This window comes from Methylobacterium amylolyticum, from assembly GCF_030700245.1.
GTDB lineage: Bacteria > Pseudomonadota > Alphaproteobacteria > Rhizobiales > Beijerinckiaceae > Methylobacterium.
The window spans coordinates 1-18249 of the sequence record NZ_JAUYZI010000078.1; the positions used below are offsets into that span (position 1 = coordinate 1).

The window sequence follows — 18249 nt, forward strand, 5'->3', positions numbered from 1 at the left end:
GGCCGGCGCGGACCAGATCGACCATCTGCCGGCGGAACTCGGCCGGGTATGCGGGGCGGGTCTTGGGCATCGGGGAAACACCTCACGCAAAAGCGTTCTCGGTGTCCACCAAACCGGGGCAATCCCAGTACGTCACCTCCGTCACGCCGATGCTGCGGATCGCCTCCGCCACGCTCTGGCCCTGGCCGACTAACACGTCCACCTGCCGCAGCTTGGCGATCACGTCCTCAGGCTTGTGTCGCTTCGTCCCCATCCGTCCGTCCTCGTCTTGGCCCACAGGCCATACCAAAGGGCGGACCACTCACAGGGGGGCGGATCAGGCGCCGCCCTGACGCTCCGGCCGCGGACCGCGACCGCCCCCGTCGATCCGGGACGCGCGTGATCCCTGGCGCGCGTGAGGGCGGGCGAGAGGCCGGATCGTCAGCGCTCCGGCAGCCGGTAGACCCGGCGGGCGTTCCCGGCGAAGACCGCCGCGCGCTCGCCGGCCGAGCAACCCGCGACCGCCTCCGCTACCGCCCCGACCCAGTCCCGGTAGCCGACGCGCAGGCCGGAGACGGGGACGTTGCTGGCGAACAGGCAGCGCCCAGGGCCGAACAGGTCGAGCACCGCGCGCAGGATCGGCACGTTGTCGACGCGCCGCCAGGGCCGGTCCCGCAGGCCGAGTTCCGACAGCTTGACGTGGACGTTGGGGCGGGCGGCGAGCGCCGCCATCCCCGCGCGCCAGACGGCCAAACCTTCGGCGTCGCGCCGCCAGGGCAGGCCGCAATGGTTGAGGATCACCGGCAGGTCGGGCTGCCGCGCCACGATCTCGGCCGCCCGGCTCAGATACCAGAACGGCACCCGCAGGTCCCAGGACAAGCCCCTGCGCTGGAGGGTGTCGAGGCCCGCGAGCCAAGCCGGGTCGGAGAAGCCCCCGCGCGGCGGGTCCGGGGCGCCGGGCTCGTCCGGCAGGACAGGCTTGCAGCGCACGCCCCGCACCCGGTCGGAGGCGGCCAGATGCGCGTCGAGCACCGCCTCGCGGTCCGCCGCCGCGAGGTCGACCCAGGCGACGAGGGCGCCCGGCAGCCCGTCCGCGGCGGCCCGCGCCGCGAGCCAGCGCGTCTCGGCGACCGGGTCGGCCCGATCCGCCTCCGCCTCGCAGTGGATCGTGGCGACGACCGGCAATCCGTCCGCGTCGGCGCGATAGTCGGCGACGCCGTAGTCGCGCCGCAGGCCGGCGTAGTCGCCGTACATGAAGTGCGGGTCGACCCGGTCGGTCAGCCACGGGTAGCGCACCGCCGACAGGTCCCAGAGGTGATGGTGCGCGTCGACGATCTCGGCCGGTATCTCCATCGGGTCCCTCCCTCTACTTGTCGACGAGGCGGGCCGGCACGCACAGGATCATCGCCGCCGCGACCGCCAGGAGGGCGCTGATCAGGTAGATCGAGCCGATCGTCGTGCCCGTCGCGTCCTTGACGAAGCCGATCACGTAGGGGCCGAGGAAGCCCGAGAGGTTGGCGATCGAGTTGATCAGCGCGATCCCGGCCGCCGCGCCGGCGCCGCCGAGGATCGCGGTCGGCAGCGCCCAGAATTGCGCCGGCACCGCCAGGATGCCCATCTGCGCGAGGCACAGCCCGAGGAGACCGATCCCGACGCTGTGCTCGCCGAACCCGGCGAGCGCGAAGCCGAGCGTCCCGCACAGGAACAGGCCGGCGAGGTGCCAGCGCCGCTCCCGGCAGCGGTCGGCGCTGCGGCCGACGAGGACCATGCTGACGATGGCGAGCAGGCTCGTCGCGCCGGCCGCCAGCCCGATCATCGCGGGCTCAGCCACGCCCATGCGCTGGATCAGGGTCGGCATCCAGAAGTTCAGCCCGTAGAGGGCGAAGTTGTTGATGAAGAACGCTCCCGTCATCAGGATCAGGTTGCGGTCGGATAGGAGCGCGCGGAGCGTGAAGTGCGCCTTCGTCCGGTTCTCGGCCTCCACCGCCGCGCTGAGCGCGGCGCGCTCGGCGGGCGACAGCCACGCGGCGTCGGCCGGGCGGTCGACGAGGACGAGCCAGACGAGCGCCCCGGCGACCAGCGTCGGCAGAGCCTCCAGCGCGAACAGCCACTGCCAGCCGGAATGGCCACCGACCCCCGACAGGCCCTGGAGAATCGCCCCCGAGAGCGGACCGCCGATCACCCCGGAAGACGCGAGCGCGATGTAGAACACGCCGAGCACCCGCCCGCGCCACGCGGACGGGAACCACTGCGTCAGGAAGTAGATCACCCCGGGGATGAACCCGGCCTCGGCGGCGCCGAGCAGGAAACGCATCACGTAGAACTGCGTGGGGCTGGCCACGAACATCATCGCCCCGGAGATCAGGCCCCAGGTCAGCATGATGCGCGCGATCCAGACCCGCGCCCCGACGCGGTGCAGGATCAGGTTCGACGGCACCTCGAACAGGAAGTAGCCGAGGAAGAACACCCCGGCCCCGAAGCCGTAGACGGCGTCGCTGAAGCCGAGCTCCTGCATCATCTCCAGCTTGGCGAAGCCGACGTTGATGCGGTCGACGTAGGCGCAGACGTAGGCCAGCATCAGCACCGGCAGCAGCCGCCACGCGGCCTTGAGCACCGCCGCGGTCTCGGCATCGCGGGCCGTGCCGGCCGGCGCGAGGGGTATCGTGGTCACCATCGCCGTCTCCCTGCCGTCGTTCGATGTGGGCGGCCTCACCGCGCCGGGACGCCGACCGGCGCCGCTTCCGTCTCCGCAACCGGCCGGTCCGGCCGGATCCAGCGCGTGGCCAGCGCCCCGAAGGCCAGCAGGCCGATCGAGCCGGCGAAGGGAAGCGTCCAGTTGCCGGTGGCGTCGATGACGATCCCGAACACGATCGGCGAGACGATGCCGGCGACCGCCGAGCCGGCGTTCATCAGCCCGCTCGCCGTGCCCGCGTAGCGCGGGGCGATGTCCATCGGCACCGCCCAGATCGGGCCGATGGTCAGTTCCAGCATGAAGAACGCACCGCTCAGCGACAGCCCGATCCACAGGAGGTCGCGGGTGAACAGCACCGGCACGAGGAAGACCATCGCCCCGAGGAAGCTCGCGGTGATGACTCGGCGGCGCGCCGCCTCGACGTCGCCGGTGCGGCGCAGGATGCGGTCGCTGAGCACGCCGCCGACCGTGTCGCCGACCACGCCCGCGAAGAACACGCCCGAGGCGAACAGGGCGGAGTTCTTCAGGTCGAGCCCGTAGCCGTGCTTGAAGAACACCGGCAGCCACGTGAAGAACAGCCAGCCGGTCCAGCCGTAGCAGAAGTAGACGACCATGGTGGGCGCCATGCGCCGCAGGAGCGGCCCCCACGGCACCGCGTCGGCCTGCTTGGCGAGGCGGTAGTCGGGCAGGCCGGCGAGGTCCTCGGCGATCACGCCGCGGTGGGTGCGCGGGTCGTCGCGGAAGTAGACCCACCACACCACCACCCAGATCGCGGTGACCGCGCCGAGGATCGCGAACGACATCCGCCAGGACAGGGTCAGGATCAGCACGGCGACGAGCGGCGGCGTCAGGGCGTTGCCGAGCCGCGAGCAGGAATGGGTCACGCCCTGCGCGAAGCCGCGCTTGCCCTGCGGCGTCCAGTTGGACAGCGCCCGCCCGGCGGCCGGCAGCGTCGCGCCCTCGCCGATCCCGAGGACGAAGCGGACCGCGAACAGGGCGGCGAAGCTGCCGACCAGCCCGGTGCCGGCGGTGGTGACCACCCAGATGATCCCGCAGACGAGGAGCGTGACCCGCGCCCCGATCCGGTCGGCGATCCAGCCGCCGACCACCTGGAAGATCGCGTAGGAATAGGCGAAGGCCGAGAACGCGACGCCGAGTTCGGTGTTGCTGAACCCGAGCTCGGCCTGGATCGCCGAGGCCGCGGTCGAGAGGTTGACCCGGTCGACGTAGAGCAGGAACGACATCGCCCCGAGCAGGGCGAGCACGTTGAGCGGCGCGCCGCCCCGGCGATACCCGAACATCCCATCCTCCCTGCGTCTTCTCATCTCCGACCCGGGCCGCGAGGCCCGGATCGGGAGGCCGGCCGGGGTTCGTCCCCCTGTCCCGGCGCCTTTCTCGGCGGGCGCCGGGTCAGGCGGCGGCCGCGACGCGGCGGCGGCCCGCCATCGCCGCGGCGAGCAGCAGCGCCGCCTTGCTCGCGCCGACATGGGCGACGCCCCGCCCGGCGATGTCGTAGGCCGAGCCGTGGGCGGGGGTGCAGATCGGGAAGTCGAAGCCGCCGAGCAGCGTCACGCCCCGGTCGAAGCCGATGAGCTTCATCGCGATCTGGCCCTGGTCGTGGTACATGGTCAGCACCGCGTCGAAGGCGCCCTTGGTGGCGCGCACGAACACCGTGTCGGGTGGGAACGGCCCCTCGGCGCCGATGCCCTCGGCCCGCGCCGCCTCGACGGCCGGGCCGATCACCTCGATCTCCTCGCGCCCGAAATTGCCGCCGTCGCCCGCGTGCGGGTTGAGGCCCGCCACCGCGATCCGCGGCGGGTCGAAGCCGGCCTCGGCGAGCGAGCGGTGGGTGAGGCGCAGGCCGTTCAGCACCGCCTCCCGCGTGATCCGCGCGGCGACATCCTTCAGCGGCACGTGCGAGGTGACGCGCGCGTTCCACAGCCGGTCGAGCACGTTGAACTCGCTCGCCGGCCCGCGCCGCCCCAGAATCTCGGTGCCGTAGCTGATCTCGTCGTCGTAGGCGGGGTGGGCCATGCGCATCGCCGCCTTGTTGAACGGCGTGAAGCACACCGCCTCGGCGCGCCCGGCGGCGGCCAGTTCCAGGCAGGTCCGGAAGTTCTCCAGGGCGAAGGCGCCGCCCGCGCGCGTGGCGTGGCCGAGCGGGATCGTGTCGGGATCGAGGTGGCCGAGGTCGACCATCGCGGTGCCGTGCCGGGCGGCCTCCTCCGCCGAGCCGACCACCGGCAGGTCGAGAGTCAGCCCGGCGACCTGCGCGCCGTGGTCGAGCACGCGCCGGTCGCCGACCACGATCAGGTCGGCGGCCGCGCGCACCTCGGCGTCGGCCAGCACGCGGGCGGCGAGTTCGGGGCCTATGCCGGCCGGGTCGCCGATCGCCAGGGCGAGGACGGGGCGGGGGGTGGAACGCGGGCTCATGCGGGGTCTCCTCTGCCGGCCGCGGCCGGCTGCGTGTCGAGCGGGGGCGCGGGCCGGTAGACCGCCCGGGCGGTGTCGTGGAACAGGGCGCGCTGGTCTGCGGGATCGCGGTCGGCGACGATCGCCTTGAAGCCGGAGAACACGGCGTCGAAGGTGGCGCACAGGCTGTCGACCGGGAAGTTGCTCGCGAACATCGCCCGGTCGGGGCCGAACATCGCCATCGCGTCGCGCACGATGCCCGCGTTGTCGGCCACCGTCCAAGGCCGGCCCGGCAGGCCGAGGCCGGAGATCTTGACCCGCGCGTTCGGGCACTCGGCGAACCGGCCCAGCGCGGCGCGCCAGCCGGCGAGTCCCTCGGGGCTGCGGTCGGCCGGCAGGCCGGTGTGGTTGAGCACGATCAGCGTGCCGGGGAAGTCGCGGGCCAGCGCCTCCGCCTCGGGCAGGTTCCACCACGGCGTCTGGAGGTCGAAGTGCAGGCCGTGGCGTTCGAGCCGGGCGAAGCCGTCCCGCCAGCGCGGGTCGGACATCAGCGTGCGGGCGCGCCCGACTTGCCCCGGGCTGTCGGGACCGCCGGGCTTGTGCCGGACGCTGCGCACCAGCGGGAAGGCGGCCTGCCCCGCGAGCACCGCAGCGGCGTCCGGCGCGTCGAGCCAGGCCTGGGCCACGATCGCGTTCGGCAGGCCGTGGGCGGCGGCGAGCCCGCTGGCGTAGCGCGTCTCGCCGATCGGGTCGGTGGGGTCCCACTCCGTCTCGACGTAGACGCCGGCCACGACCGGGTGGCCGCGCGCGTCGGCGCGGTAGTCGTCTGGGCGGTAGGGCCGGCAGATCGCCGTGTAGTCGCCGTAGCGGAACGGGATGCGCCCTTCCGGCGTCAGCCAGGGGTGGTGGTTGATCCGCGGATCCCACAGATGGTGGTGGGCGTCGACGATCGGGCCGTCGTAGGGGGTGGACGGGCCCGCCACGTCAGCGTTCCCCCGCGGCGCGCGTGCCCCGGGCGGATGCGCGCCCGAAATCGATGAGCAGCGTGCCCACCACGTAGGCGAGCGCGCAGGCCGCGAAGAAGTGGAGCACCGCGTCGTAGGCGCCGGTCGCCTGGAGGATGAACCCCGCCAGGATCGGGATGACGATGCCGCTGGTGCTGCCGGCGCAATTCATCGCCCCGCCGACCAGTCCGACTTTGTCCGGCGGGGCGAGCAGCGCCGGGAAGCTCCAGTACAGGCTGCCCCACATCAGGAAGAACAGCGTCGCCGCCAGCAGCATAACCGCGGTGACGGGCTCGGCCACGTGCGGCAGGACGAGGAAGGCGGCGACGGTGGCCAGCCCCGAGACCGTCAGCATCGCGCGCAGCACCGCGGCCCGCGCGTAGCCGCGGTTGACCAGCCAGTCGGCGGAGAAGCCCCCGGTCAGCGAGCCGACGGCGCCGCACAGGAAGATCGCGAAGGTCGCGCCGCCCATCTGCTTGAGGTCGAGGCCGCGCGCCTGCGCGAGGTAGCTCGGTCCCCAGGTGATGATGCCGAAGAACACCATCGCCCAGCCCATCCGGCCGACGAGCACGCCCACGAGCGAGCGCGTGTGCAGGGCCTCCGGCGCAGCCTGCGCGACCTGGGGCAGGTCGGCGTCGCTGATGCGGGCACGCTCGGCCGCGTTCACGCCCGGATGGTCGCCGGGATGGTCGCGCAGATACCACCACGCCAGCAGCCCTGCCGCCATCGTGCCGAGGCCGGCGGCCAGGAAAGCGAGTCGCCACGAGCCGAGGCCGGCGATCAGCCACGTGATCGCGATGCCGCCGAGGGCGGCCCCGAGCGGACTTCCCGAATCCATCAGCACGGCGCCGCGCCCGCGCTCGCGCGCCGACAGCCACGCGACGTTGAGCTTGCCGCCGGCCGGGAACAGCGGCGCTTCGGCGGCGCCGAGGCCGATCCGGGTCAGGAGCAGAGACACGCCGCCGGACGCCGCGGCGGCGAGTGCTTGGAAGAAGCCCCACAGGACCGTGCTGCCGGCGATCAGGACACGGGGGCCGAAGCGGTCGATCAGCCAGCCGCCGGGGATCTGGAGGGCGGCGTAGCTCCAGAAGAACGCGCTGAGCACCAGCCCCTGGAACGCCGGCGAGAGCGCGAACTCCGCAGCGATGGTCGGCATCGCCACCGAGAGCGCGACCCGGTCGACGAGGTTGATGACGACGATCACGAACAGGATCGCGAAGATCCGCCAGCGGACCCCGGTGGCGGTGGGGGCCGCGCTGATCGCGGCCGTATGCGCGCCCGGCATAAGCCTTCCTCCCTGAAGGACGGGGGCGGCTCTCTGGGGCGCCGCCGGTCGCACATCTCGTCCGATCCCGACCTCGGAACGGGCGGGACCGCCGGTGCAATGCCCGTCGCCCGAACACCGTTAACACGAGCTTCGATTGCGTTCAATCATCCTGTATACAGGAATAACGCATGGTGGATGCGCGGAGGCGGCGAACCGCGTATGGTGACGCGTGGCACCGGTTCCACGCGTCGGAGCGCCGCGATCCGGGCCCGGGACGTCAGGCGGAGAGCGTTGCGTGTCCGGAAGTTCGGTCGTGGAGGGTGAGGCGCAGGCGGAGGTGCAGGCGGGTGCGCAGGCCGCGGTGCTGCCCGTCAGCCGGCGCACGCTGCACGACGAGGTGGTCGGCCGCATCCGGGACATGATCATCGAAGGCCACCTGCCGACCGGCTCGCGGATCCACGAGGGCCAGCTCGGCGCTCGGCTCGGCATCTCGCGCACACCGCTGCGGGAGGCGCTGAAGTTCCTGGCGAGCGAGGGCCTGATCGATCTCGTCCCCGGCCGCGGCGCCGTCGTGCGGACCCTGACGCGGGTGGACGTGCGCGACCTCCTCGAAGTGCTGACGGCGCTGGAATCGTCGGCGGGACGCTCGGCCTGCGCGCGGGCAAGCGAGGCCGAGATCGCAGGGGTGCGGCGGCTGCACGACGCGATGATGGAGTTCTACGCCCGGCGCGACCGGCTCGAATACTACAAGCTCAACCAAGCGATCCATTCGGCGATCGCCGCGCTGTCGGGCAACGCCTACCTCGCGCAGGTCCACGAGACGATCCAGCAGCGGCTGCGCCGCATCCGGTTCCTCGGCAACCAGGGTCCCGAGAAGTGGAGCGCGGCGGTGGCCGAGCACGAGGCGATGATCGCCGCCCTGGAGGCCCGGGACGGGGAGGCGCTGGCCACGGTCCTCACCGAGCACCTGCGCAGGACCTGGGACCGCGTCATCGACGTGGTCGAGCCCTGAACCGTCGCCCCGGACCGGCCAGTCACGGTCGCCGCGAGGTCGTGGGGCCCCGCCTCGGCGTTCCGAGGAGGGGCTGCACCCGAAATGGGACCGGTAACTCCGGGAGAAGTGGGCGGCGCTGGAGAAGCCGCAGGCGGCCGCGATCTCCCCGATCCTGAGATGTATGGTCCCGGGATGAGGTGGTGCGGGTCGATTTTGAATGGACCTGGGTTTTTGATCCAGGCCTGACAGATGGTCTGGAACGGGGTCTTCCAGCGTAGCGCCTTGAGATGCTTGGCGAAGTTGTAGGCCGTGACGAAGGCCAGGACATGCGCCTTCAGGCTTGCCAGGTTCTCATAGTGGAAGACCTTGACCGTGGCGTCCTTGATCGTGCGGTTCATGCGTTCGGCCTGACCGTTGGTCCAGGGATGGTACGGCTTGGTCAGACGATGCTCGATCCCGTGTTCGATGCAGACGCGGTCGAAGATGTGCGGCCCGAGGAACTGCCGGCTCGGCCCGGTCCTGTTCTTGGGCAGATCGGCGAAAACCATGCCGTTGTCGGTCAGCACGGTGTGGATCTTGTCAGGAAAAGCCGCCACGACGTTCCTGAGGAAGGCCGATCCTTCCATCTTGCCCGCGCTGTCGTGGAACTCGACTTCGGTGAACTTCGAAACACGGTCGACGGCGAGGAACATGATCAGCGTGCCGTCGGCGTGGCGCAGCTCGCAACGGTCGATATGCACGTAGCCGATGTCGTAGGTCTTGAAGCCTTTGCGCGTCTGCGCCGTCTCGGCTGCCGGAAGGCGGGAGATGCCGTGCCGTTGCAGACAGCGATGCAGGGCAGAGCGGCTGAGGCTCGGGATCGTCTCGCGCAGGCAACCCAGGACATCGTTCAGCGGCAGCAGCGTCCGGCGCCGGAACTCGACCACGATGGCCTCCTCGGCCAGCGACAGGATCGTGCTCGTGGGCGTCTTCGGACCCATCGGCGCATCGCTCGTCACCGTCCGAGCCCGCCACTTGGCGACCGTCTTCGGGTTCAGACCGTACCGAGCGGCCAGGGCGCGGCTACTGTCTTTCGACGCTTGGCGCTCGGCTCGAACACGCGGCGTCGTGCGGGCGCTGCCGTGAAGAACTCCTGCCACAGTGCATCCTTCGCCTGACGCCTCAGCGTCCATGATGCACCATCACACTCCGGGACTGCACACCGCGGTCAGATCAGACAGCGGCCCATGCGCCGAGAACATGCGATGTCGACACAATCGCGTGATCTATGCGCTCGCTAGCAATCGACAGTTGCCTTGTGCGTCGCAACATGAGATTTGTGCGTCGCGAGATGATGGGGTATCGCGGTCTGATGGCCCTTCACCAGGCGTCTCATCCCTTGGCTCGACCGCTCGATGAGTGGCCGCGTCCTCGTCGAGGGCCTGCCACTGCTGGAATACCGGCCATGCTCAATGCATCCCCGCTGATCTCCCTCGCCTTCGAGGCCGAGCGCGTCGTCGAACTTCGGCTGGTGCGGCTGGCCTGGGGCGGCCCGGCAGCCTGGGTCGAGGCGCAGTTGATGGTCGCCGAGAAGATGGCGGCGGCCGTCGAGGCGATGGGCACGCTGATGACCGGCGGCTCGCCCGAGCGCGTGGTCGCCCGCTACCGCGAGCACGTCGCGGCCAACGCGGCCCGATTGGGCGGGCGCACGTCGTCTTGACCTCGCCCGGTCCGCACGAGCTGCCACAAGGCCACGTGACGTTTCGAGGTCGAGGGCTGGCCTACGTCCACGGCTCCAGCCTCGTGGTGAAGGTCTGCCCGCAGTGCTCGCAGTGGAATGCCCCCGGTGCGGCTCGAAAGGGGCATTGTGGGTGGTGCGCCTATGTGCCGAAGTCAGCCGACATAGAACCCGTTCGCCAAGACGATCCGGGTGGTTCATGAAGCACTCAGACGCTTGATATCAACACCGACGTTCATCCTGCGCCCGGGCCGCGTCGCGTATCGGCCCGGCGCCGCTGAGATCCGAGGCCCTCGCGCCCGTGAGCAAGTCAGGCGGCGGCGGTGTTAGTGGGCGTTGATTCGTGCAGCCATAGCCACGGGATCGACGATGCGGTCGTATTCCTCACCCGTGATCAGGCCTAGAGCTATGGCAGCCGAGCGCGGCGTCGTCCCCTCGCTCATCGCCTTCCGCGTGATCTCGGCGACGCGGTCGTAGCCGAGCACGGGGTTGAGCGCCGTCGCCAGCAGAAGAGCATTCGCCACGTTCGCAGCGAGGCGGTCTCGATCGACATCGAGGTCGCGAACCAGCTTCGTGGTGAAGACGCGCGTGCCGTCGGCCAGAAGTCGGATCGATTGGAGGAGGTTGTAGATCAGGACGGGCTTGGCGACGTTCAGTTCGAAGGCGCCAGACGCCCCGGCCGCCGTGATCGTCGCGTGGTTGCCTATGACCTGAAAGGCCACCTGGACCAGAGCTTCGGCGATCGTCGGGTTGCGCTTGCCCGGCATGATCGACGAAGACAGGCCGTCGTTCGGCACCACGAGTTCGCCGAGTCCGCAGCGTGGGCCGGAGCCGAGCAGCCGGATGTCGTTGGCGATCTTGATCAGCGATACCGCGAGGACGTTGAGTGCTCCCGACACCTCGACCAGGGCATCGTGCGCGCCCATACCCTCGAACTTGCTCGGGTTCGGGGCGACGGACAGTCCGGACAGCGCCGTGACTTCCTCGCAGAAGGCCACATCGAACCCGGCGGGTGCGTTGAGCCCGGAGCCCACGGCCGTCCCGCCCTGCGCGAGCAGATGGAGCCGCGGGGCCGTCGCCTCGATCCGATCGATGCCGGCCCCGATCTGCCGCGCGAAGGCGTCGAACGCCTGCCCGACCGTCATCGGCACTGCGTCCATGAGGTGAGTCCGACCGATCTTCACGACGGCGTCGAACTCGGTCGCCTTGGCCGCGAGAGCATCGCGGAGACCTCCGAGTTCCGGCAGGAGCCGGTCGCGCACCTCCAACGCTGTGCAGAGGTGCATCACGGTGGGGAATGTGTCGTTCGACGACTGCGAGCGGTTGACGTGATCGTTGGGGTGGACCGGATGCCGCGTGCCGCGGGGCTGCCCCAGGCCCTCGTTGGCGCGGTTGGCGATCACCTCATTGGCGTTCATGTTGGTCTGGGTGCCGGAGCCGGTCTGCCAGATGCGCAGGGGGAAATGATCGTCGAACCGTCCCTCCCACATCTCCCGCGCGGCGGCCTCGACGGCGTCGGCGAGATGTGGGTCCAGCGTCCCAAGCCGCCGGTTTGCGCGGGCGGCGGCGAGCTTCTGCAAGCCGAACGTCCGGATGAGGCAGGTCGGGAAGCGCTCTTCGCCGATCTCGAAAACGGCGGAGGCCCGCTGCGTCTGGCCACCCCAGTAACGGTCGGCCGGGATCTCGACCGGACCGAAGGCATCGCTTTCGGTTCGAACGTTATGCTGCGCGTCCATGCCACCGAACCTCGATCTTCTTTCAGCCCTGCTCGTCGCGAGCCAAAGCAGAATACGCTTTCCCCCGCCCAAGTCACTGGCATGTCAGAACTGACTGCCTTTCAAATCGCCTCCTCACGACCGGTTCGCAGGCGCGCCATTCCCCCTCGCGCCATCGCCAAGATGATTTCTCCCACAAACTTGGCGCCCAATACTGGCGCTATAAAGTCACGACCAAGTGATTTGTGACGTTGGCGATCATAGTCACTTGGTCTGCGTCACTTCGGGTGAGTAACCTGCTTCAATGAGGGCATGCTCACCCATCTCGGTCAGTTCGACGTATCCAAGCCGACCGGGTGAAGGTGAGGGAGCGCTGCCGACAAAATCCGCGGCCTGATGCCTTCGATAGGTCTTCCATCCGCCGATGATGCCAGATTCACCGCGAGCCACCTGCGACGGCCGCTGCGCTGCGAAAACACCGCCATCTCAAACCTTCAATGGTATTTTTATGTTGGGCAGTCTGTACATGAGCCTCTCCTAGACTGCCGATTGACATGAGTTCAAATTCGATCGCGGAGAGTTCTACGCCGCGACCGATTCAGCGATAGCAATATGCTCGGCTCTCAACTGAAGCGGGCCAGGACCAGCGGCGTTCCGAGCACCAGCCACAAGCCGAAAAACACCGCCCCGAAGATCGCCCCGAGCCGCCAGAAGTCTTTTGCGGGGAGATAGCCGCTGCCGTAGTAGACCGGGTTCGGTCCCCCCGCGTAGGGCGTCAGCACCGACATGATCCCGCCGCTCAGGACCAGCATCTGCGAGAGCACCAGCATGGGCATGCCGGGGACGGCGGCGCCGACCGCCAGCATGACGGGCAGCATCGCGGTCGTATGCGCGGTGATGCTCGCGAACAGGTAGTGCGAGCCGAAGTAGACGCAGACCAGCACGATCATGGCCGTGATCGGCGAGAAGCCGCCCATGTGCGCGGCCACGCTCTGCGCGAACCATGTGACGAAGCCGGTGCGGTTCAGTCCGTCCGCGAGCGCGATCAGGGTCGCGAACCAGACCAGCGTGCTCCACGCCTGCTTGTTGCCCAGGATGTCGTCCCAGGTCACGATCCTGGTCAGCAGCATGAGCGACACCACGAGCAGCGCGGCCGTGGTCGCGTTCACGTAGTCGCCTCCGAAGATCCACAGAGCGAGTGCCAGCAGCACGAGGACGGCGAGCACGATCTCGCGCCGCGACAGCCCGCCCATCGTCGCGAGTTCGCGCTCGGCCCAGGCCGGGACCTCGGTCCCCGCCTTGATGACCGGCGGGTAGAGCACGTAGACGAGCAGCGGCAGCGCCAGCAGCAGCAGGACACCGACTGGGGCGAACGCCGAAAACCAGTCCATCCACGAGATGTCGAGCTTAGCGGTCTTCTTGACGATCTCCACGGCCAGCAGGTTGGGCGCCATGCCGGTCAGGAACATCGAACTGTTGATGCAGGTCGCGGCCAGTGCCGTCCACATCAGGTAGGAGCCGATCTTGCGGGCCGAGGGATCGTTCGGCCGGGAGTCGTAGAGCGGCGGCAGGTTGCGCACGATCGGAAAGATGGTGCCCGCGCTGCGCGCCGTGGTGGACGGTGTGAACGGCGCCAGCAGCGTGTCGGCCAGGGTGACGGCGTAGCCGAGCGTCAGGGTGCGGCGGCCCATCGCCCTGACCAGGATCAGCGCGATGCGTCGCCCCAGGCCGGTCTTCTCGTAGCCGAGCGCGAACATGAAGGCGCCGAAGATGAGCCAGACCGTGGCATTGCCGAAGCCCGACAGGCCCCAGGTCAGGGCGGCGTTGACGGCGTTGAAGCCGGGCTTGGCGAGTTCGGCTGGACTGTAGAGTACCCAGGGTGCCAGCACGGTGGCGACTGTGACGCCGATCAGACTGATGGCCGGGCCGGGGATCGGCTCCACCATCAGGCCGACGATCACCCCGGTGAAGATCGCGAAGAAGTACCACGCGTGCGGGGCGAGGCCCCCCGGGGCGGGCACGATGGCGATCAGCAGCGCGACCGCCACAGGCAGCAGCGCCTGCCATGGGATCTTGCGGCGTGGCTCAGTCGGTTGCCGGATCTCGGGCGTGGGATGCGGCGCGGCGACGGTCGGCGACGAGGTCATGGCGTTCCTCCGGGGTGTCGGGTGGCGGGCATGGGACACCCTTCCGTGCCGGCCTTCCGGCGCGGACGGGTCATGGCCCTGGGGAGGCCCGGTGTTGTTGCTGTGGTCGGCGCGCTCGGGCGGTCAGGCACCGGCCCGGAAGCCGCGTCGAGGCAGCTCCCGGCTTGTTCGGGGCGGGTGGTGCGGTGAGGTTCGCCGCGAGCGGGCTCAGCCCGCGCGGGGAGCCGAGGCAAGCACGCGATCGACCATCTCGGGCGCGCTGCCGAGGTAGTTCGCTGGGTCGGTCAGCCGGTCGATCGCTGCGCGGTCGAAATGGGCCGTGACCTCCGGCACCTGCGCCAGCGCCTCGGCGAGCGTCCCGCCTTTCTCGTTGACGACGCGGCAGGCGGCGTAGACGAGGTCGTGGGCCTGCTGGCGGCCGGTGTGGGGGGCGAGTGCCATCATCGCCGCCTCGGCGACGATCAGCCCGCGGCTGATTCCGAGGTTGTCCCGCATCCGCGCCTCGTCCACGATCAGGCCGCCGAGGGCGAACTTCGCCTGATGCAGGGCGCCCGCGGTGAGCACGAAGCTCTCGGGGATGGCCAGCCACTCGGCGTGCCAGGGACCGGTCGCCCGCTCGAAATCCTGGATCGTCGCATCGAGCATCAGCCCGGCCTGCTGCCGCACGCCCTTCGAGGCGGCGAGCATGAGCTCCGAGGAGATCGGGTTGCGCTTCTGCGGCATGGTCGAGGAGGCGCCGCGGCCGGTCACGAACGGCTCGTAGACCTCCGCGAACTCGGTGGACGCCATGATCATGATGTCGAGCGCGATCTTGCCGAGCGAGCCGGTGACCAGCGCCAGGAAGTTCACGACCTCGGCGAAGCCGTCACGAGCGACGTGCCACGTGGAGGCGGGCTGGCCGAGGCCGAGTTCGCGGCAGAACGCCTCTTGGACCTTGAGGCCGTCCTTGCCGAGCGACGCGAGCGTGCCTGCCGCGCCAGCGAACTCGCCGACCAGCACGCGGGGCTTCAACTGCTCCAACCTCTCCGCGTGGCGGTCGAACATGGCGAGCCAGATCGCGGTCTTGTAACCGAAGGTGACGGGCAGTGCCTGCTGGAGATGGGTGCGCCCGGCCATCGGCGTATCGCGGTAGCGCTTCGACAGGTCGGCCAGGATCTTACGGAGTTCGGCGATGTCGGCCTCGACGATCTCCAGTCCAGCGCGGACCTGGAGGGCGTTCGCCGTGTCCATGATGTCCTGGGTGGTCGCGCCCCAGTGGACGTAGCGCCCGGCCTCGCCGCACTGGTGGACGAGTTGGTGGACGAGCGGCAGGATCGGGTAGCCGACGTTGTCGGTCTCCCGGCGCAGCAGGTCGAAGTCGAGGTCGTCGAAGCTGCACTTGGCAGCGATCTGGTCGGCGGCCTCGGCGGGGATCACGCCGCAGGCGGCCTCGGCCTTGGCGAGGGCGATCTCGGCTTCGATGTAGCGCTGGACCAGGGCGTGGTCTGAGAACACCGCGCGCATGGCAGGGGTGCCGAAGGCGTCGCGGAACAAGAGGGAGTCGATGACGGTGGTGGCGGCGGGCGGGAGTGAGGTGGGCACAGTTTCCTCCTGGCGTCGATCGTCCGACTCCTTTATGTTCGGACATAAGGCGTGCTACTCATGTCCGGACATTATGTCAACGGGCACGGGGCACAGTCTCGCGGTGTGTAGGGTCGGTGCGATGAGTGAGACGCTGTGGGCGCAGGTGGCGCGCGATCTGACGGCGGGGATCGCCTCGGGCCGTTTTCCCGTGGGGTCGCTGCTGCCGACCGAACTCGAACTCTGCGAGCGCTACGGCACGAGCCGCCACACGATGCGGACGGCGATCCGGCAGTTGCAGGACCAGGGCCTGATCTCCCGGAACAAGCGGGCCGGGACGCGTGTCGAGGCGGTGGCGCCGACGAGCGGCTATCGGCAGTCGCTCGCTTCGCTGGAGGATCTGATCCAATTCGGTGAGACCCATGTGCGCAAGGTGCAGGCGACCGGTGAGGTTACCGCCGATGCCGACCTCGCAGCAGAACTCGGCTGCGAGGAGGGGACGCGCTGGTTTCGGATCTCCAGCCTGCGCATGGATGGGCGGCGAGGGGACGCCCCGGTGGGGTGGACGGACGTGTATCTCGACCCGGCCTACGCCGATCTCGGCGACGTGGTGCGGGCGTCGCCGGACGTTTTGATCAGCACGCTGGTCGAGCAGCGACATGGGCGAAGGTGCGCCGAGATCCGCCAGGATGTGGAGGCGATCGCCCTACCGGCCACGCGTGCCGCTGTTCTGGGCGTGCAGCCCGACACGGCCGCGCTGCGGATCGTGCGGCGCTACATCGACGCCGAGGACAAGGTCTTCGAGATTTCCTCGACGATCCATCCGGCCGGGAGGTTCACGGTTTCGCAGCGCATGCGCCGGATGCACGAGGGCACCTGAGGCCGCGCTACACCCATCCGACTGTAAGCCTTCGCAATAATATCAATCATCAACCGTGGCTCAGTCGTCGAGCCGAGCGCCACGGCCTGGGCGAGCGCACCATACCAGGGGCGGAGCCCCAATTCCCCACTAGTCGTTACAGCGTCATTCCGATGTGACGCTCGCCCAACTATTCGGTGCTCATCGGCGCGGTAGTTGACCTTCTGCGGCGTCCCTCTGACCCAAGCGCCGCACCCAACTCCAACCCGCTGGGCCCGTCCTGGCGGGCTTTTCTTCGTCTGGCGCGGTGATACTATCTCACCGCTGCGTCAATCAGGAAGCGCCTCGCACTTCAGCCCGCCCGGATTGGGTAGGCCCTCTCCGCCCCATGTCTTGGGCGAGCATCCAAGCATACACGCGGCTTGGATCGTCACCGACCGTTTTGAACGTTCCGTCCGGCCGGTCCTTGGGACCTCATGTTAGTCCATCTTCCGTTCGATGCCATCGTCGATGCTGAGCGGATAGGATCCGGCCGCTTGCCCTGGGCTTGGGTCCTTTTCTCCGAGGAGACCGGTGCTACCATCGCGCGATCTGAGGCGCTGTTCAGGACCTCGGCGGCTGCTTTGCGGGTCGGACGACGCCTTCAGGCGCAGCAGGGTGTTCAGATCGCTGTATCGCGGCCGCACTGACTGGCTTGGCCGGATCGTCAGGCGATCGATCTGCCATCCGGTGAGATATCAGCCCGCCCGGTCAGCCGCGGCGGGCTCTTTCGTCTCAGCCGATTGCCGTTCCCGTCCCCTGGGCATCCCCTACCTCCGTTGGTTCAACACAGAGGAACGCCATGCCCGACGACGACAAGCCACAGCAGACCTTCGATCGCCGCGGTCCGGAGGAGATCGAGCCCGGCCACAAGGGCGGAAACGCCGAGAGTCAGGCCCGCAGCGTCACTAAAGACGCGTCCCACTCGGACAAGCCGGAGACGGATACCCTAGCCGAGGAAGAGACGATCGACGGCAACCGCGGCATGTGACGCCGCCTCATTGTCAGGGATCGACGAGGTCGTGTCCCCTGGTGTGGTGTAGGTGCGGCGTGGCCACCATGATTGATCCGCCCCCCTGTGAGTGGTCCGCCCTTTGGTATGGCCTGTGGGCCAAGACGAGGACGGACGGATGGGGACGAAGCGACACAAGCCTGAGGACGTGATCGCCAAGCTGCGGCAGGTGGACGTGTTAGTCGGCCAGGGCCAGAGCGTCGGCGAGGCGATCCGCAGTATCGGCGTGACGGAGGTGACGTACTACCGCTGGCGCAAGGAGTACGGGGGTCTGAAGGGCGATCAGGTCCGACGGATGAAGGACCTGGAGGTCGAGAACCAGCGGCTGCGGAAGGCGATTGCCGATCTCACCCTGGACAAGCTGATCCTGCAGGAGGCCGCCCGGGGAAACTTCTGAGCCCCGCGCGCCGACGTGCGTGTGTCGAGCACATCGTGGGGACGATGGACGTGTCCGAGCGCCGGGCTTGCCGGGCGCTCGGGCAGCATCGCTCGACGCAGCGCAAGGTGCCGCGGGGGAGAGACGACGAGGCGGCGCTGACGGCCGACCTCGTCGCGCTGGCGGAACAGTACGGCCGGTACGGCTACCGGAAGGTCGGGGCGCTGCTGAAGGCGGCCGGGTGGTTCGTCAACGACAAACGCGTGGAGCGGATCTGGCGGCGGGAGGGGCTGAAGGTGCCGGCCCGGCAGCCCAAGCGCAGCCGGATCTGGGACAACGACGGCTCCTGCATCAGGCTGCGGCCAGAGCACCGCGACCACGTCTGGTCGTACGACTTCGTCGAGGCGCGCACCCACGATGGACGCAAGTTCCGGATGCTCAACGTCGTGGACGAGTTCACGCGCGAGTGTCTGACG

13 protein-coding genes and 4 pseudogenes are annotated in these 18249 nt (G+C 69.3%); 5 read left to right on the plus strand and 12 right to left on the minus strand.

What is annotated here, in order from left to right:
• Positions 1 to 124: 124 nt before the first annotated feature.
• The 7 genes and pseudogenes from Q8W71_RS30145 to Q8W71_RS30175 all read right to left on the minus strand — a co-directional run.
• A pseudogene (locus tag Q8W71_RS30145) lies at positions 125 to 253 on the minus strand (IS3 family transposase); the annotation flags it as partial.
• Between the two features lie 167 nt (positions 254 to 420).
• On the minus strand, positions 421 to 1332 hold the full coding sequence (locus tag Q8W71_RS30150; protein WP_305529070.1) for an amidohydrolase family protein: 912 nt from the start codon (positions 1330 to 1332) through the stop codon (positions 421 to 423).
• A gap of 13 nt (positions 1333 to 1345) precedes the next feature.
• A complete protein-coding gene (locus tag Q8W71_RS30155) occupies positions 1346 to 2653 on the minus strand; it encodes an MFS transporter (protein ID WP_305529071.1) in 1308 nt (435 codons plus the stop codon).
• A gap of 35 nt (positions 2654 to 2688) precedes the next feature.
• A complete protein-coding gene (locus Q8W71_RS30160; protein WP_305529072.1) occupies positions 2689 to 3972 on the minus strand; it encodes an MFS transporter in 1284 nt (427 codons plus the stop codon).
• A 109-nt stretch (positions 3973 to 4081) separates the two neighbouring features.
• Positions 4082 to 5104: a 4-hydroxythreonine-4-phosphate dehydrogenase PdxA gene (locus Q8W71_RS30165; protein ID WP_305529073.1), complete on the minus strand. Its 1023-nt coding sequence runs from the start codon at positions 5102 to 5104 to the stop codon at positions 4082 to 4084.
• Positions 5101 to 6066 carry an amidohydrolase family protein gene (locus Q8W71_RS30170; RefSeq protein WP_305529074.1) on the minus strand — a complete coding sequence of 322 codons (966 nt, stop codon included), beginning with the start codon at positions 6064 to 6066 and terminating at the stop codon, positions 5101 to 5103. The genes Q8W71_RS30165 and Q8W71_RS30170 overlap by 4 nt, the downstream gene beginning before the upstream one ends.
• Before the next feature lies 1 nt (position 6067).
• The gene (locus Q8W71_RS30175; RefSeq protein WP_305529075.1) at positions 6068 to 7372 is read right to left on the minus strand and encodes an MFS transporter; all 1305 of its coding nucleotides are present in this window, start codon (positions 7370 to 7372) and stop codon (positions 6068 to 6070) included.
• 319 nt (positions 7373 to 7691) lie between these two features.
• Between Q8W71_RS30175 and Q8W71_RS30180 the strand changes: the two genes are divergently transcribed.
• Positions 7692 to 8366 (plus strand): GntR family transcriptional regulator, encoded by a 675-nt coding sequence (locus tag Q8W71_RS30180; RefSeq protein ID WP_305529082.1) that lies wholly within the window; start codon positions 7692 to 7694, stop codon positions 8364 to 8366.
• Positions 8367 to 8468: 102 nt separating this feature from the next.
• Here the strand turns inward: Q8W71_RS30180 and Q8W71_RS33020 are convergent.
• Positions 8469 to 8567, minus strand: a pseudogene (locus Q8W71_RS33020) (hypothetical protein); the annotation flags it as partial.
• A pseudogene (locus Q8W71_RS30185) lies at positions 8528 to 9487 on the minus strand (IS481 family transposase); the annotation flags it as partial. The pseudogenes Q8W71_RS33020 and Q8W71_RS30185, both read right to left, overlap by 40 nt.
• A 305-nt stretch (positions 9488 to 9792) precedes the next feature.
• Between Q8W71_RS30185 and Q8W71_RS30190 the strand changes: the two are divergent.
• The gene (locus Q8W71_RS30190) at positions 9793 to 10047 is read left to right on the plus strand and encodes a hypothetical protein (protein ID WP_305529076.1); all 255 of its coding nucleotides are present in this window, start codon (positions 9793 to 9795) and stop codon (positions 10045 to 10047) included.
• 344 nt (positions 10048 to 10391) lie between these two features.
• On the opposite strand, the gene Q8W71_RS30195 is transcribed toward Q8W71_RS30190, so the two are convergent.
• The 3 genes from Q8W71_RS30195 to Q8W71_RS30205 form a co-directional block, all read right to left on the minus strand.
• Positions 10392 to 11801, minus strand: a complete 1410-nt coding sequence (locus tag Q8W71_RS30195) for a class II fumarate hydratase (protein ID WP_305529077.1) — start codon at positions 11799 to 11801, stop codon at positions 10392 to 10394.
• Between the two features lie 602 nt (positions 11802 to 12403).
• Positions 12404 to 13927 carry an anion permease gene (locus tag Q8W71_RS30200; protein ID WP_305529078.1) on the minus strand — a complete coding sequence of 508 codons (1524 nt, stop codon included), beginning with the start codon at positions 13925 to 13927 and terminating at the stop codon, positions 12404 to 12406.
• A 207-nt stretch (positions 13928 to 14134) separates the two neighbouring features.
• On the minus strand, positions 14135 to 15430 hold the full coding sequence (locus Q8W71_RS30205; RefSeq protein WP_370875581.1) for a class-II fumarase/aspartase family protein: 1296 nt from the start codon (positions 15428 to 15430) through the stop codon (positions 14135 to 14137).
• Positions 15431 to 15629: 199 nt separating this feature from the next.
• Here Q8W71_RS30205 and Q8W71_RS30210 point away from each other — a divergent pair, with 199 nt between their 5' ends.
• The 3 genes and pseudogenes from Q8W71_RS30210 to Q8W71_RS30220 form a co-directional block, all read left to right on the plus strand.
• Positions 15630 to 16367 (plus strand): GntR family transcriptional regulator, encoded by a 738-nt coding sequence (locus Q8W71_RS30210; RefSeq protein ID WP_305529080.1) that lies wholly within the window; start codon positions 15630 to 15632, stop codon positions 16365 to 16367.
• 820 nt (positions 16368 to 17187) lie between these two features.
• Positions 17188 to 17376 (plus strand): hypothetical protein, encoded by a 189-nt coding sequence (locus Q8W71_RS30215; RefSeq protein WP_305529081.1) that lies wholly within the window; start codon positions 17188 to 17190, stop codon positions 17374 to 17376.
• Positions 17377 to 17515: 139 nt separating this feature from the next.
• Positions 17516 to 18249, plus strand: a pseudogene (locus Q8W71_RS30220) (IS3 family transposase); the annotation flags it as partial.

Coding starts and splice junctions, on each gene's coding strand:
- Q8W71_RS30190 (WP_305529076.1), top strand. CDS start 9,793: ATGCTCAATGCATCCCCGCTGATCTCCCTCGCCTTCGAGGCCGAGCGC.
- Q8W71_RS30200 (WP_305529078.1), bottom strand. CDS start 13,927: ATGACCTCGTCGCCGACCGTCGCCGCGCCGCATCCCACGCCCGAGATC.
- Q8W71_RS30175 (WP_305529075.1), bottom strand. CDS start 7,372: ATGCCGGGCGCGCATACGGCCGCGATCAGCGCGGCCCCCACCGCCACC.
- Q8W71_RS30155 (WP_305529071.1), bottom strand. CDS start 2,653: ATGGTGACCACGATACCCCTCGCGCCGGCCGGCACGGCCCGCGATGCC.
- Q8W71_RS30205 (WP_370875581.1), bottom strand. CDS start 15,430: ATGCGCGCGGTGTTCTCAGACCACGCCCTGGTCCAGCGCTACATCGAA.
- Q8W71_RS30150 (WP_305529070.1), bottom strand. CDS start 1,332: ATGGAGATACCGGCCGAGATCGTCGACGCGCACCATCACCTCTGGGAC.
- Q8W71_RS30160 (WP_305529072.1), bottom strand. CDS start 3,972: ATGTTCGGGTATCGCCGGGGCGGCGCGCCGCTCAACGTGCTCGCCCTG.
- Q8W71_RS30210 (WP_305529080.1), top strand. CDS start 15,630: ATGAGTGAGACGCTGTGGGCGCAGGTGGCGCGCGATCTGACGGCGGGG.
- Q8W71_RS30195 (WP_305529077.1), bottom strand. CDS start 11,801: ATGGACGCGCAGCATAACGTTCGAACCGAAAGCGATGCCTTCGGTCCG.
- Q8W71_RS30165 (WP_305529073.1), bottom strand. CDS start 5,104: ATGAGCCCGCGTTCCACCCCCCGCCCCGTCCTCGCCCTGGCGATCGGC.
- Q8W71_RS30215 (WP_305529081.1), top strand. CDS start 17,188: ATGCCCGACGACGACAAGCCACAGCAGACCTTCGATCGCCGCGGTCCG.